This is a genomic window from Gammaproteobacteria bacterium, from assembly GCA_024235095.1.
In the GTDB taxonomy this organism is placed as follows: Bacteria; Pseudomonadota; Gammaproteobacteria; order Competibacterales; family Competibacteraceae; genus UBA2383.
In genome coordinates this window covers 1,975,259-1,990,014 of sequence record JACKNC010000001.1, presented here as the reverse complement: position 1 = coordinate 1,990,014, position 14,756 = coordinate 1,975,259, and the positions used below count along the sequence as shown (strand labels likewise).

General features: G+C 56.5%; 9 protein-coding genes. 1 reads left to right on the top strand and 8 read right to left on the bottom strand.

Annotated features, from left to right (window positions below):
- Positions 1–290 precede the first annotated feature (290 nt).
- Complete coding sequence (locus H6973_08875; GenBank protein ID MCP5125731.1) at positions 291–1,775, top strand: Ni/Fe hydrogenase subunit alpha; 1,485 nt, start codon at positions 291–293, stop codon at positions 1,773–1,775.
- Here H6973_08875 and H6973_08870 read toward each other — a convergent pair.
- The 8 genes from H6973_08870 to rplK form a co-directional block, all read right to left on the bottom strand.
- Entirely contained in the window at positions 1,763–2,776 is a 1,014-nt protein-coding gene (locus H6973_08870; protein ID MCP5125730.1) for an ABC transporter permease, read from the bottom strand. The genes H6973_08875 and H6973_08870 overlap by 13 nt on opposite strands.
- Complete coding sequence (locus tag H6973_08865; GenBank protein ID MCP5125729.1) at positions 2,773–3,657, bottom strand: ABC transporter ATP-binding protein; 885 nt, start codon at positions 3,655–3,657, stop codon at positions 2,773–2,775. The genes H6973_08870 and H6973_08865 overlap by 4 nt, the downstream gene beginning before the upstream one ends.
- Before the next feature lie 82 nt (positions 3,658–3,739).
- Positions 3,740–7,999, bottom strand: a complete 4,260-nt coding sequence (gene rpoC, locus H6973_08860; protein ID MCP5125728.1) for a DNA-directed RNA polymerase subunit beta' — start codon at positions 7,997–7,999, stop codon at positions 3,740–3,742.
- A gap of 17 nt (positions 8,000–8,016) precedes the next feature.
- Complete coding sequence (gene rpoB / locus H6973_08855; GenBank protein ID MCP5125727.1) at positions 8,017–12,177, bottom strand: DNA-directed RNA polymerase subunit beta; 4,161 nt, start codon at positions 12,175–12,177, stop codon at positions 8,017–8,019.
- 203 nt (positions 12,178–12,380) lie between these two features.
- Complete coding sequence (gene rplL, locus H6973_08850) at positions 12,381–12,755, bottom strand: 50S ribosomal protein L7/L12 (protein ID MCP5125726.1); 375 nt, start codon at positions 12,753–12,755, stop codon at positions 12,381–12,383.
- Positions 12,756–12,809: 54 nt separating this feature from the next.
- On the bottom strand, positions 12,810–13,343 hold the full coding sequence (gene rplJ, locus H6973_08845; GenBank protein MCP5125725.1) for a 50S ribosomal protein L10: 534 nt from the start codon (positions 13,341–13,343) through the stop codon (positions 12,810–12,812).
- A 196-nt stretch (positions 13,344–13,539) separates the two neighbouring features.
- Positions 13,540–14,238, bottom strand: coding sequence for a 50S ribosomal protein L1 (rplA, locus tag H6973_08840; protein MCP5125724.1), 699 nt, complete (start codon positions 14,236–14,238; stop codon positions 13,540–13,542).
- A gap of 3 nt (positions 14,239–14,241) precedes the next feature.
- Positions 14,242–14,673: a 50S ribosomal protein L11 gene (rplK, locus tag H6973_08835; protein ID MCP5125723.1), complete on the bottom strand. Its 432-nt coding sequence runs from the start codon at positions 14,671–14,673 to the stop codon at positions 14,242–14,244.
- Positions 14,674–14,756 lie beyond the last annotated feature (83 nt).

Sequence of the window (14,756 nt, the reverse complement as noted above, 5' to 3'; positions counted from 1 at the left end):
TGCCCCCTTTGAGTAAAGAGGAAGAGGGGCCGGGGGAAATTCGCACAGGCGATAGGGCCAAAATCCCTCCTCACCCCTCTTTTTTTTCTATGCTCATTTATGGCGCTTGCTTGATAAGCATGGACAAAGCCTTAATGAAATTGTTATTAAAAATGTAAGAGAAGATGATGCAGACTATCATTAATTGAAAAATTAATTGAAAAATAAAAGCTTTTAGCATAATTATTAACCTCGGTTCCTTGCCTGCGGGTAAGGCCAACAAGCAGACAATTCAAGCGAGGTATTTCCTCATGAGCGCATTAGAAACGGCTGCCCACCCCGAACGACTCTGCCGAGTCGCTATCGATCCACTGAGCCGGGTTGAAGGACACGGCAAGGTCACGCTGCTGGCGGATCGCGATCACCACATCCGCCAGGCGCGCTTGCATATCGTCGAGTTCCGTGGTTTCGAGAAATTCATCCAGGGGCGACCCTACTGGGAAGTGCCGGTAGCCGTACAGCGCCTGTGCGGAATTTGCCCAGTCAGCCATAATCTGGCAGCGGCCAAGGCGGTCGATCAATTGGTTGGCGCGCACCAGATTCCGCCGACTGCTGAAAAAATCCGCCGGTTAATGCACTATGGCCAGACCCTGCAATCCCACGCTGTGCATTTCTTCCATCTCGCCTCGCCGGATTTCCTGTTCGACTTCGACAATCCCGTCGCCCAGCGCAACATCGGCGGGGTGATGGCTGACTACCCTGATGTCGCCCGCCAAGGGGTGCAGTTGCGTAAGTACGGCCAGGAAGTCATTCGCATCACCGCCGGCAAGCGAGTGCATGGCACGGGCACGGTGCCTGGAGGGGTCAACAAGGCGCTGACTTTGCAGGAGCGCAATTATCTGCTGAAGGACCTGGAGCTGATGACGCAGTGGGGGCGCAATATCCTCAAACTGATGAAAAACGCCTATGCAACAAATCCAGGTTATTTCACCCACTTTGCCGCCATTCAGTCGAACTATCTCAGCCTGATTCGCCCCGATGGGGCGCTGGATCTGTATCATGGCGGATTGCGCGCCAAAAGCGATCAAGGCAATCTGTTGTTCGATCACCTGGATTACCGGCGCTATTCCCAGGTCATTCGCGAACAGGTCAAGTCCTGGAGCTACATGAAATTCCCCTTCATCAATTCCCTGGGGCCAGACAAGGGTTGGTATCGGGTCGGACCGCTGGCGCGCATTAACAATTGCGATTTCATTCCTACGCCGGTAGCCGAAGAAGAACGTCACGAATTCATGGCGCTGAACAACGGTCAACCGATTCATGCGACGCTGGCGTACCACTGGGCGCGCATGATTGAGTTGCTGTACGCGACCGAGGCCATTCGTGAATTGCTGCTCGACCCGGATATTTTCGGTGATGACCTGGTGGCTCGTGGCGAAATGACCCAGGAAGGCGTCGGCGTCATCGAAGCGCCGCGCGGCACGCTGTTCCATCATTACCGGATCAACGAGGATGGGTTGATCGAAAAAGCCAACCTGATCGTGTCCACGACGAATAATAATCAGGCGATGAATGAGTCGATTCGCCAAGTGGCCGAGAACTATCTGGACGGCAAGGAACTGACCGAACCGTTGTTAAACCAGATCGAGGTTGCGGTGCGGGCCTACGATCCCTGCCTGTCCTGCGCCACCCACGCTCTCGGGAAAATGCCCCTGCATGTGGAACTGGTTGACGATGCAGGCGAGGTGGTGGATCGATTAGTGCGGGATGCTGATGGCGCAATTCATTCCCAGTGAAACAGCCGCGCGCCTACCGCCATGAACCCCACACTCATCACAGTCAGCGCCAGCAGGTGACCAGAAATATCGGCCATCCCGGCGCCATCCAGCATGATAGCCCGGGCGGCGTCGATGATATGAGTCAGCGGCGCCAATTGCGCGCACTGTTGCAGAAAGGGATGGACCCCTTCCAGCGAAAACCACACCCCGGACAGAAAAGTCATCGGCCAACTGAGGAGGTTCAACAACCCTGCGGCCAGTTCCTCGCTCGTGGTGCGCGCCGCAACGATCAGTCCCAGACTGATCAGACTGATTGCCCCGACTGCGAACACAATGAACAGATCAAGATACGAACCATGCATAGGAAAGCCAATGAACCAATCAGTCCCAACGAACACAATGGCCGTTGTCGTTAGGGTCAGCCCGAGTCTTGATACGACTTGGGCTGTCAAAAATTCCAGTGGCGTTAGCGGTGTCGCTTTCAACCGTTTAAGCATCCCGTTTTTGCGGTAACGGACGATCACGTAACCCACTCCAAACAGGCAACCGAACATCATGTTCATCGCCAGCACACCGGGCATCACCCAGTCCACATAGCGGATGCCGCGACCACTGACCGTCTGCTTGCTGAAAACGGGAGCTGCCGCAACGTCCGCTCCGCGCAGTACCCGTTCCAATACATAGCCCTTGGGCGCTTGGTCATTAATCCAGTAGCGTCGCTCGGCAGGATCGATCAGCATGTCGAGTTGATGACGCTCGACTTTTCGCAAGGCGACCGGCAGGTCATGGATTGGAATGAAATCAATATAGCGTGTGCTGAAAAAGGCGCTATCCCGACCGACGCCGGTGTCGCCCAGCACCCCCACTTTATAAAGATCCAAACCTGGCCCGGAAAAAGCGAACGCAAAACCGGCGATCAGAGACACAGGGAACAGCAGATTCCAGGTCAGCGTTGAGCGGTCGCGCAGGAATTCCCGGTTACGGCAGATCAGCACTGCCCAGAACCGTCGCCAGTTCATGAGCGCAGTTCCCTGCCGGTCAATTCCAGGAACAGATCTTCCAAGGTGCGTGGACGAATTTGCAGCCGCGCCAGGGAGATATTCCGCTCCAGGAGTTCCTCAATCGCAGCGTTAACATCGCGGGTGAGGATTTCCACAGCGTCCCGGCCCTGGATCACGGTATGTGCGGATAACGGCGCCGGGTTGGCAAAATCGGCCAACGGCAATTGCAAGACGACATCGTCGAAATGCGCCGCTAATAATGCCTGGGGCGTTCCCTGGGCGATGATGCGCCCATGATCCATGATAGCGATTTCATCACACAGATGATAAGCCTCTTCCATATAATGGGTAGTGAGCAGGACGGTCTTGCCACGCGCCTTGATGCGATGAATCAGCTCCCAAAAATTGCGCCGGGCCTGCGGGTCCAGACCGGTCGTCGGCTCGTCCAAAAACAGCAGATCCGGATCATTGACCAGGGCAATGGCCAACAACAGCCGCTGGCGCTGGCCACCGGACAGTTTGCGCGTGTCACGGTCGAGAAATTCGCCCAGGGCGCAGGTTTCGGTCAATTCCGCGATGGGCAGGCAACGGGGATAGAACTGACCGAACATCCACAGATTTTCCCGTCCGGTGACATGATCCTGCAAGGCGGTGGACTGGAACATGATGCCGATGTCCTGGCGAAAGCGCGGCCCCAGGGGTTCTCCTCGATAATGAACCATGCCGCTAGTCGGCGTCTGGATGCCTTCCAGCATTTCAACTGTGGTGGTCTTGCCAGCTCCGTTGGGTCCTAGTAGGCCAAAGCAGCAACCGGATGGAATAGCCAAATCAATGCCATCCACCGCTTGGACGCCGCGAAAATGCTTGACCAGGCGATGAGTTTCCAGCAGAATGGTCATGGAGGCAGAAGTCTGAAAGCAGGGAGAGGGGAGCGGGAAGCAGCCGATTAATCACCACTTAACACCCGCTACCCGCTACTTGCTACTCGCTACTTTCCCCAGTCTCTGAACCACTGTCGTCATCATCCTTATCCTCGACGGCCACTTTCACTTCGGGTTCGCTGCTGGTGTCAAATACATGACTCGCATGAACCGTTGGCCGACTGGGCACCCAATTCTCACGCCGTTGCAAGTGATACGCCAACCCGGTGCCTGCCGGGATCAGTCGACCGACAATCACATTTTCCTTCAATCCACGCAGATCATCGCGCAAGCCACGCACCGCTGCTTCGGTAAGGACGCGGGTGGTTTCCTGGAACGAGGCTGCGGAAATAAACGATTCGGTAGCCAGTGAGGCTTTAGTGATACCGAGTAGAATCGGCTGATAACGCACGGGCTGGCGACCCTCGGCTTGCGCCCGGTCGTTTTCCTCCAGCACCCGGGGGCGCTCGACCTGCTCGCCCTTGATGAAGGAAGTGTCTCCTGAATCGATGATTTCCACTTTGCGCAGCATTTGGCGAACAATGACTTCGATATGCTTGTCGTTGATCTTGACGCCTTGCACCCGGTACACATCCTGAATTTCCTTGGTCAGGTAAGCAGCCAGTTCCTGCACACCTAACAAGCGCAGGATATCATGCGGATTCGGTTCGCCGTCAGCGATCATTTCACCCTGTTCGACGTATTCGCCATCAAACACATTGACTTGCCGCCACTTTGGAAATAATTCGTTAAAAAGTTCTTCGCCACCTTTACCGCGGATTATTAAACGCTGTTTACCCTTGGTTTCCTTGCCGAATTCGATAATGCCGGATTTCTCCGCCAGAATCGCTGGTTCCTTGGGCTTGCGCGCCTCAAACAGATCGGCGACGCGGGGCAGACCGCCGGTAATGTCGCGGGTCTTGGAAGATTCTTGCGGAATACGGGCAACGACATCACCAATGGCCACTTCGTCACCATCCGCCAAATTAACAATAGCGCCAGCAGGCAAGGGATACTGCGCCAGGGTACTGGTGCCCGGGATGAAGAGATCGTTGCCATATTCATCCAGCAATCGCACCATTGGTCGTTTGTCCTTGCCCAAAGCGCCGCGCTGCTTGGGATCCATGATCACCAGGCTGGAAAGCCCGGTCATTTCGTCGGCATGCCGCTGGACAGTGATTCCTTCCTCGAACTCGGCGAAACGCACGAAGCCGGCGACCTCGGTCACGATCGGATGAGTGTAGGGATCCCAGCGGGCGATCACCTGGCCCGCATCAACCGTGCTGGCGTCCTCGGCAGACAGTTCCGCGCCATACGGGACTTTGTAGCGCTCACGCTCGCGACCGTGTTCATCAGCCAGGGTAATTTCGCCCGAACGGGAAACAGCGATTAAATGGCCATCCTGGCGACGCACCACCTTCATGTTATGTAACCGCACAACCCCGCCAAACTTGGCCTGGACGCTGTTGACGACCGTGGTTCGGGACGCCGCGCCGCCGATATGGAAGGTGCGCATGGTCAACTGAGTGCCAGGTTCACCGATGGATTGAGCAGCAATGACGCCCACCGCCTCACCGCTGTTGACCCGGTGGCCGCGCGCCAGATCCCGACCATAACAGGCGGAACACACGCCATAACGGGTTTGGCAGGTAATCGCCGAGCGCACCATGATGCGGTCAATACCCCATTGATCCAGCTTCTCGACCCATTTCTCGTCCAGCAGCGTACCGGCGGGAATAGCGATTTCCTCGCTGCCTGGAAGAAACACATCCTGCGCCACAGTCCGTCCCAACACCCGGTCATGCAGGGGTTCCTTGACATCGCCTTCCTCGATGACAGGCACCATCCAGATCCCCTGATCCGCGCCACAATCGGGTTCGGTAACCACCAAATCCTGCGCGACATCTACCAAACGCCGGGTCAGATAGCCGGAGTTAGCGGTTTTGAGCGCCGTATCCGCCAAGCCTTTACGCGCGCCGTGCGTGGAAATAAAGTACTCCAGCACACTGAGACCTTCCCGGAAATTGGCCTTGATCGGCGTTTCGATGATCTCGCCCGATGGCTTGGCCATCAGTCCGCGCATCCCGGCCAATTGACGAATCTGCGCCGCCGAGCCGCGGGCGCCGGAATCGGCCATCATAAACACCGCGTTGAACGAATCCTGCTCTTCAATTTTTCCTTCTCGGTTAGTGACTTGCTCAACCCGCAGGTTCTTCATCATTTCATTGGCGACCTGGTCATTGGTGCGCGACCAGATATCCACTACTTTGTTATGCAGCTCGCCCTTGGTCACCAACCCATCTTTATACTGGTTATTGACTTCCTTAACAGTTTTTTCGGCCTCTTCCAGCAAGCGGTTTTTTTCCTTAGGAATCTTGAAATCTTCGAAGCCGATCGAGGAACCTGAACGGGTCGCGTAATAAAAACCGGTGTACATCAACTGGTCAGCGAAGATCACCGTATCCTTGAGGCCCAGACGGCGATAGCATTCATTGATCAGCCGGGAAACCTCCTTCTTCTTCAATGTCTTATTGACCAGATCAAACGGCAGGCCTTGCGGCATGATATCCGATAGCAAAGCGCGGCCTACAGTGGTCTTTACCCGTTGCCAAACCGTACGGAGTTGGCCCTTCTCATCGATTTCTTCCCGTGGTAAACGCACCTCGATGCGGGCATGGAGGTTAATGCGCTGGTTTGGATCAGGATTTTCATAGGCGCGATGCACCTCCTGGAGATCAGTGAACACCATGCCTTCACCCTGAACATTGATCCGCTCCCGGGTCAGATAGTACAAACCTAACACCACATCCTGCGAAGGTACGATAATCGGATCGCCATTCGCCGGGCTAAGGATGTTGTTGGTCGACATCATCAGCGCTCGCCCTTCGAGTTGCGCCTCGATGGACAACGGGACATGCACCGCCATCTGGTCGCCGTCAAAATCGGCGTTGAATGCGGTGCAGACCAGAGGATGTAACTGGATCGCCTTGCCTTCGATCAAGGTCGGCTCAAACGCCTGAATGCCTAACCGGTGCAAGGTCGGAGCGCGATTCAGCAACACCGGATGCTCACGGATCACCTCTTCAAGGATATCCCAAACCGCCGGCTCCTCGCGTTCGACCATCTTCTTGGCGGCTTTAATGGTCGTGGATAGACCTTTGAATTGCAGTTTGCTGAAGATGAAGGGCTTGAACAATTCCAGCGCCATCTTTTTCGGCAACCCGCACTGGTGCAGGCGCAAGGTGGGACCAACCACGATCACCGACCGTCCAGAGTAGTCCACCCGCTTGCCGAGCAGATTCTGCCGGAACCGGCCCTGCTTGCCCTTGATCATGTCCGCCAGCGACTTCAAGGGCCGCTTGTTGCTACCCGTGATAGCCCGGCCGCGCCGCCCGTTGTCCAGCAGGGAATCCACCGATTCCTGCAACATGCGCTTCTCGTTGCGGACAATAATGTCCGGGGCCGCTAACTCCAGCAAACGTTTGAGCCGGTTATTACGGTTGATCACCCGCCGGTACAGATCGTTAAGATCGGAGGTCGCGAACCGGCCACCGTCTAGCGGCACTAGGGGCCGCAAATCGGGCGGCAACACGGGCAATACCGTTAACACCATCCACTCTGGCTTGTTTCCAGAATTCAGAAACGATTCCACCAGTTTGAGCCGCTTGGATAGTCGCTTGAGTTTGGTTTCGGAGCTGCACTCCAGGATTTCCTGGCGCAATTGCGTGACGAGCTGCTTTAAATCCAGATCATGCAACAGTTGATGGACAGCCTCGGCGCCCATTCGCGCATCAAACTCATCGCCATGTTGCTCAACGACCTCCAGGTATTGTTCGTCAGTCAACAGGCCACCCCGCTCCAGCGGAGTCATGCCTGGATCGATAACGACATAAGATTCAAAGTACAATACCCGTTCGATGTCGCGCAGCGTCATGTCCAGCAGCAGGCCAATTCGCGAGGGGAGCGACTTCAAAAACCAGATGTGGGCAACCGGACTGGCCAGTTCGATATGGCCCATGCGCTCGCGCCGCACCTTGGCCAGCGTCACCTCCACCCCGCACTTCTCGCAGACCACGCCCCGGTGCTTGAGCCGCTTGTACTTGCCGCACAGACACTCATAGTCCTTGGTGGGGCCAAAAATCTTGGCGCAGAACAAACCGTCGCGTTCCGGCTTGAAAGTCCGATAGTTGATCGTTTCGGGTTTTTTGACCTCGCCGCGACTCCAGGCTCGGATCATCTCCGGCGAAGCCAGACCGATGCGAATAGCGTCGAAATCTTCGATCTCGTCGAACGTCTTGAACGGATTCAGCAGGTCTTTCATCATCATTTAACACAACCTCATTCGGTGCGCGGCGACGTTACATCGTTTTCCAGGTCAATATTGATGCTCAGGGAACGGATTTCCTTAACCAGTACGTTGAAGGACTCCGGCATCCCGGCTTCCATCCGATGGTTGCCATCAACAATGTTCTTGTACACCTTGGTGCGGCCATTCACATCGTCAGACTTGACTGTTAACATTTCCTGCAAGGTGTAAGATGCGCCGTATGCTTCCAGCGCCCACACCTCCATTTCGCCGAAACGCTGGCCGCCGAACTGCGCTTTGCCGCCCAGCGGTTGTTGGGTGACCAGACTGTAGGGACCGGTCGAACGGGCGTGCATTTTGTCGTCCACCAGATGGTTCAGCTTGAGCATGTACATGTAACCCACTGTGACGGGCCGGTCGAACGGTTCACCGGTGCGTCCATCGCACAGTATGGTCTGGCCGGTTTCCGACAACTCCGCAAGGCGCAGTAACTCCCGCATTTCCTGCTCGGTCGCGCCATCAAACACCGGCGTCGCAATCGGTACGCCGCCACGCAGATTGTGGCACAGCGTCAATAACTCTTGCTCGTTGAACTGCTGAAAGTCGACGCCCTGTCCGCCAACCTGGTTGTAAATGCGATCCAGAAATGCGCGTACCTTATCCAGTTGCGCCTGGGCGTCCAGTAACCGGCCAATTTTAAAGCCCAATCCCTTGGCTGCCCACCCCAAGTGAGTCTCCAGCACCTGACCCACGTTCATCCGCGATGGCACACCCAATGGATTCAAGACGATATCAACCGGCGTGCCATCTTCCAGATAAGGCATATCTTCCTGTGGCACAATCATCGACACCACACCTTTGTTGCCATGCCGCCCGGCCATCTTGTCGCCTGGTTGAACGCGGCGCTTAACCGCCAGATAGACTTTGACCATCTTCAAAACACCGGGTGGAAGATCGTCGCCCTGGGTCAGCTTACGGCGTTTTTCATCGAACTTCTGATCAAAATCCTTGCGTTGCTGATCCAATCGCTGGCTAATTCTTTCCAGGCGTTCATTCAGTTCCTCAGCCCGCATGCGGATTTGGAACCACTGCTCGCGTCGTAGAGCATTCAGATACTCGACTGTAATCAATTCTCCGCCGCGCAGACCTCCAGGACCGCCTTCCGCCGGTTGGTTAATTAGCATCCGCTCCATGCGTTGATACAGGTCGTCTTCCAGGATGCGCAGCTGGTCATTCAGATCCTTGCGGATACGCTTTAACTCCATTTCCTCGATCTGCAAAGCGCGTGAATCCTTCTCCACGCCATCGCGGGTGAAGACTCGCACGTCGATCACTGTACCATCCATCCCCGAGGGCACGCGCAGCGATGTGTCCTTCACATCCGAGGCTTTTTCGCCAAAGATCGCCCGGAGTAGCTTCTCCTCCGGGGTCAATTGGGTTTCGCCCTTGGGCGTTACCTTGCCGACCAGGATATCGCCGGTTTTAACCTCTGCGCCGATGGAGACAATGCCTGCTTCATCCAAACGCGCCAAAGCGTTTTCGCTGACATTGGGAATGTCCGCAGTAATTTCTTCCGGTCCCAGCTTGGTGTCGCGGGCGACGCAGGACAGTTCTTCAATGTGAATAGTGGTGAAGCGGTCCTCCTGCACCACTCGTTCAGAGATCAGAATCGAGTCTTCGAAGTTGTAGCCGTTCCAGGGCATGAAGGCGACCAGCAGATTCTGGCCCAGCGCTAATTCGCCCATGTCGGTCGACGGACCGTCAGCCAGCACATCGCCGCGCGCCACCCGGTCTTCCACCTGCACCAGCGGTCGCTGATTGATGCAGGTATTCTGGTTGGAGCGGGTGTATTTAGTCAGGTTATAGATGTCCACGCCCGGTTCGCCGGTCTCGGTTTCCTTATCATTGACCCGCACGACAATGCGCCCGGCGTCTACCGAATCCACTACGCCGCCGCGCCGGGCGATGACGCAAACGCCGGAATCGCGGGCTACGATCCGCTCCATGCCGGTGCCGACTAGCGGTTTTTCGGCGCGCAGGGTAGGCACCGCCTGGCGCTGCATGTTGGATCCCATCAACGCCCGGTTGGCGTCGTCATGCTCCAGGAACGGGATCAGCGCCGCTGCGACTGAAACGATCTGTTTGGGCGACACGTCCATATACTGGACCCGGTCAACAGTGAACAGCGCGAATTCGTTCAAATGCCGGCAGGACACCAAATCGTCAAGCAACCGACCTTCAGCGTCCAGCGCTGCATTGGCTTGAGCAATAACATACTGACCTTCCTCAATCGCCGACAAATAATCGATCTGGTCTACGACGCGGCCATTTTCGACCCGCCGGTAGGGCGTTTCCAGAAATCCATAATCATTGGTGCGGGCGTACACCGCCAACGAGTTGATCAATCCGATATTCGGTCCTTCCGGGGTTTCAATCGGACAGACCCGGCCATAGTGAGTGGCGTGAACGTCGCGCACCTCAAAACCCGCGCGCTCGCGGGTCAGACCACCCGGCCCGAGCGCCGATATGCGCCGCTTGTGGGTCACCTCAGACAGTGGGTTGTTCTGATCCATGAATTGCGACAATTGCGAGGAGCCGAAAAATTCCTTGATTGCGGCACCGACCGGCTTGGCGTTAATCAGATCCTGCGGAGTCAGACCTTCAGCCTCCGCCAGGCTCAAACGCTCCTTAACTGCGCGCTCCACTCGCACCAGACCAATGCGGAACACGTTTTCAGCCATTTCGCCAACACAGCGAATGCGGCGGTTACCGAGATGATCAATATCATCCACCTGGCCCTTACCGTTGCGAATGTCGATCAGCGTTTTCAGCACTGCCAGGATATCTTCCATGGACAACACGCCTGGCGGGTGCTCCTTGACGGGCACACCTGGAATCGGCGTCTGGTTGTAACCTACCCGACTGTTAAATTTCATCCGTCCCACATCGGACAGGTCATAGCGCTCCGGCAGAAAGAATAAGTCATGTAACAGACGTTGCGCGGCATCCTTGGTCGGTGGTTCGCCAGGGCGCATCATTCGATAGATTTCCACCTGGGCGTCCCATTGGGTGCGGGTAGTGTCAGCGCGCAGCGTATTGGAGATAAAAGCGCCGCGATCAACATCGTTGATATAGAGAGTTTGAAATTCGCTAATGCCGCTGCTCAGGATTTTTTCCAGCTTCTCCAGGGTCAGTTCATCGTTCGCCATTGCCAGCGCCTCGCCGGTCTCGGGATCCATCAGGTCGCGCGCCAAAATTCTACCAACCAGGTAGTCGACCGGCACTACCAGGCTACTTACACCGGCCCTGGTGAGATCGCGCACATGCTTGGCCTTGATCCGCTCGCCGGTTTTCACGATGACCCGATCGCCAATAGCGATATCGAAACTGGCGGTCTCGCCTTGCAGACGCTCTGGCAGTAATTCCAGAGTGAACTGCTCGTCGGCGATCCGCACTGTATTAGTGTCAAAGAAAATGTCGAGAATCTGCTCGTTGACGCTGCGCGCTTGCGCGTCGTTAGGATTCAGTTCGTCAAACAGCGCTCGCAGCAGGATGGTCACCGGCAATTTGCGACGGCGGTCAATACGGGCAAACAGCACATCCTTGACATCGAATTCAAAATCCAGCCAGGAGCCTCGGTAGGGAATGATCCGCGCCGAGAACAACAGCTTGCCCGAAGAGTGGGTCTTGCCTTTATCGTGATCGAAGAACACGCCTGGCGAACGGTGCAACTGAGAAACGACCACCCGCTCAGTTCCATTGATGACGAAGGTGCCGTTATCGGTCATTAGCGGCAACTCGCCCATATAGACTTCATTTTCGCGGATATCCTTGATCTTGGAGGCCCCGACTTCGGCGTCTTTGTCCATCAGCACCAGCCGCAAGCGCACCCGCAATGGCGCCGCGTAGGTTTGCCCGCGCAGCTGACATTCACGCACGTCAAAGTTCGGTTCGCCCAGTCGGTAACTGACATAGTCCAGCTGTGCATTACCCGAATAACTGACAATCGGGAACACTGAGCGCAAGGCGGCATGCAGGCCGATTTCGCGGCGTTCGCCTGGTGGCTTTTCGGCTTGCAGAAACTCGCGATAGGAATCCAGTTGGAGGGCCAGCAGGTAAGGCGCTTCAAGGATGCTGGAGCGCTTGCCGAAGTCCTTACGAATGCGTCGTTTTTCAGTGAAGGTGTAAGCCATCGGGGTTCCTCTGACGAGAGTGCCAGCCCAGGGCGAAAGCCGCCCGATTCCATGATTCATTACGGATCGACATCCCACGAACCGAAATACCGGCCATCCCTGATCGGATCAAAAGAAAACCGGCTAGCGACGCGAGGTCGCCAGCCGTTGTTACCGGGTTCAATCCTGAATCCGGCAACGGTGCCGAAGGAGCATCGCGAACTTTACTTGATTTCGACCTTCGCGCCGGCTTCCTCCAGCTTCTTCTTGACATCCTCGGCCTCGGCCTTGGGAATGCCTTCCTTGATGGTCGAGGGGACGCCTTCCACAGCATCCTTGGCTTCCTTCAGACCCAGACCGGTCAGAGCACGCACGACCTTGATGACCTCGACCTTCTTCTCGCCGAAGCTGGTCATGACCACGTCAAACTCGGTTTTTTCCTCAACCGGCGCAGCCGCAGCCGCGGCTACTGGCGCAGCGGCCACCGCGGCGGCGGCGCTGACGCCAAATTTTTCCTCCATTGCGGAAATCAGCTCCACGATCTCCATCACGGTCATGCCCGCGATGGCATCCAGAATTTCTTCTTTCGAAACAGCCATTAAATCTACTCCTGGTAGGAACCTGGAAAATTGCAAAATCAGGCGGCGTTGCGTTCAGGCGGCTTCCTTCTGCTGCCGGATCGCGTCAATGGTGCGCACCAACTTGCCGGGAATTTCATTAAGGGTACGCGCCAACTTGTCGAGCGGCGCCCGCAGGGTCGCCATAAACAGGCTGATGGCCTCATCACGGGTCGGCAGGCTAGCCAAACGATCCAGTTCGTATGCTGGATAAGCTTGCCCACCCACCGCCAAGGCTTTAACGATCAGCTTGTCGTTGGCTTTTTCCTTAAGAAACTCCTTGAAAATCCGCGCTGCCGCGCCTGGATCCTCTTGGGAGAACGCCAGAATCAGCGGTCCCACCAAACTGGGTTGCAGGCATTCGAACTCAGTGCCCTGGACGGCGCGCCGCGCCAGGGTGTTCTTGACAACACGCAGATAGACGCCGGTTTCCCGCGCTTTGACGCGCAGATTGGTAAGCTGAGCCACGCTCAACCCCCGATATTCGGCGGCAATCACGGAGTGCGCACTGGCAGCGACCTTGGCGACTTCGGCCACCACCGCCTGTTTTTCTGCCAGATTGAGACTCATCGGTTTTCCTCGTGGTTTTTTCTCCACGGCGTGGAGAAAAGGGGAACGGCAGCCTGACCAGGATGTCCGGAAGGGCTATGCCGTCTGCGCGGGGGCATCCAGCCGAAACCGGAAGCAATTAAGCTCAAGAGCGCCCGCGGTCTTTGACGCTGGCCGGCGAGGCCGACCGGCCCAAAGTTCGTGTGTAGATGCGGCTTTAGAATGATAATGTCGCCTGATCCACGGCCAATCCTGGCCCCATCGTGGTGGAAACGGTCACCCGGCGCATGTAAATGCCCTTGGAGGTCGAGGGTTTGGCCTTTTGCAAATCGTGTAGCAGCGCTTGCAGATTTTCTTGCAACTGGACTGTGCTAAAGTTCACTTTGCCCAAGGTACAGTGGATGATGCCCGACTTATCGGTGCGATAGCGCACCTGACCGGCCTTGGCGTTGCGAATCGCGCCCGCTACGTCGGGGGTGACCGTGCCGACCTTGGGATTAGGCATCAGCCCGCGCGGTCCAAGAATCTTGCCCAGCTGGCCAACGATCCGCATGGCGTCCGGCGAGGCGATCACAACATCGAAATCCAGATTGCCGGCCTTGACCGATTCCGCCAGATCTTCAAAACCCACCACATCAGCGCCTGCCGCCTGAGCCGCTTCGGCGTTGGCACCTTGGGCGAAGACCGCGACACGCACGGTTTTGCCCGTACCGTGAGGCAGAACAGTCGCGCCACGCACCACCTGGTCGGATTTGCGCGGATCGACGCCCAGATTAACAGCAACATCCACCGACTCTCGGAATTTGGCGCTCGCCAGTTCCCTGAGCAAATCCAGAGCTTCTGGCGCGGGATAGATCTTATTGCCAGGTCCGAGCTTGGCGCGAATCGCTTTCAGACGCTTGGAAATCTTGGCCATGATTCAAACTCCCTCGATATTCAGGCCCATGGAGCGGGCGCTGCCGGCAATCGTGCGCACGGCGGCCTCCAAATCGGCAGCAGTCAAATCGGGCATCTTGGCCTTGGCGACCTCTTCCAGTTGAGCGCGGGTTACCGTGCCAACCTTGGTGGTGTTCGGTTTGGGACTGCCCTTGTCGAGACCTAGCGCCTTTTTCAATAACACCGAGGCCGGCGGGGTCTTCATGATGAAGGTGAAGCTGCGGTCGCTATAGACCGTGATCACCACCGGGATCGGCAGGCCGGGTTCCAGATGCTGGGTCTGGGCGTTGAACGCTTTGCAAAATTCCATGATATTCACGCCATGCTGACCCAACGCGGGGCCGACCGGGGGACTGGGATTGGCCTTGGCGGCTGCAACTTGCAATTTAACGTATGCGTTGACTTTTTTTGCCATGATGGCTCCTGTCGGGTGCGAGCGCCTTGCGGCTCCCCGAATGAATCGCCCGACCAGCGGACGACGGAAACAGCGACCGGCGA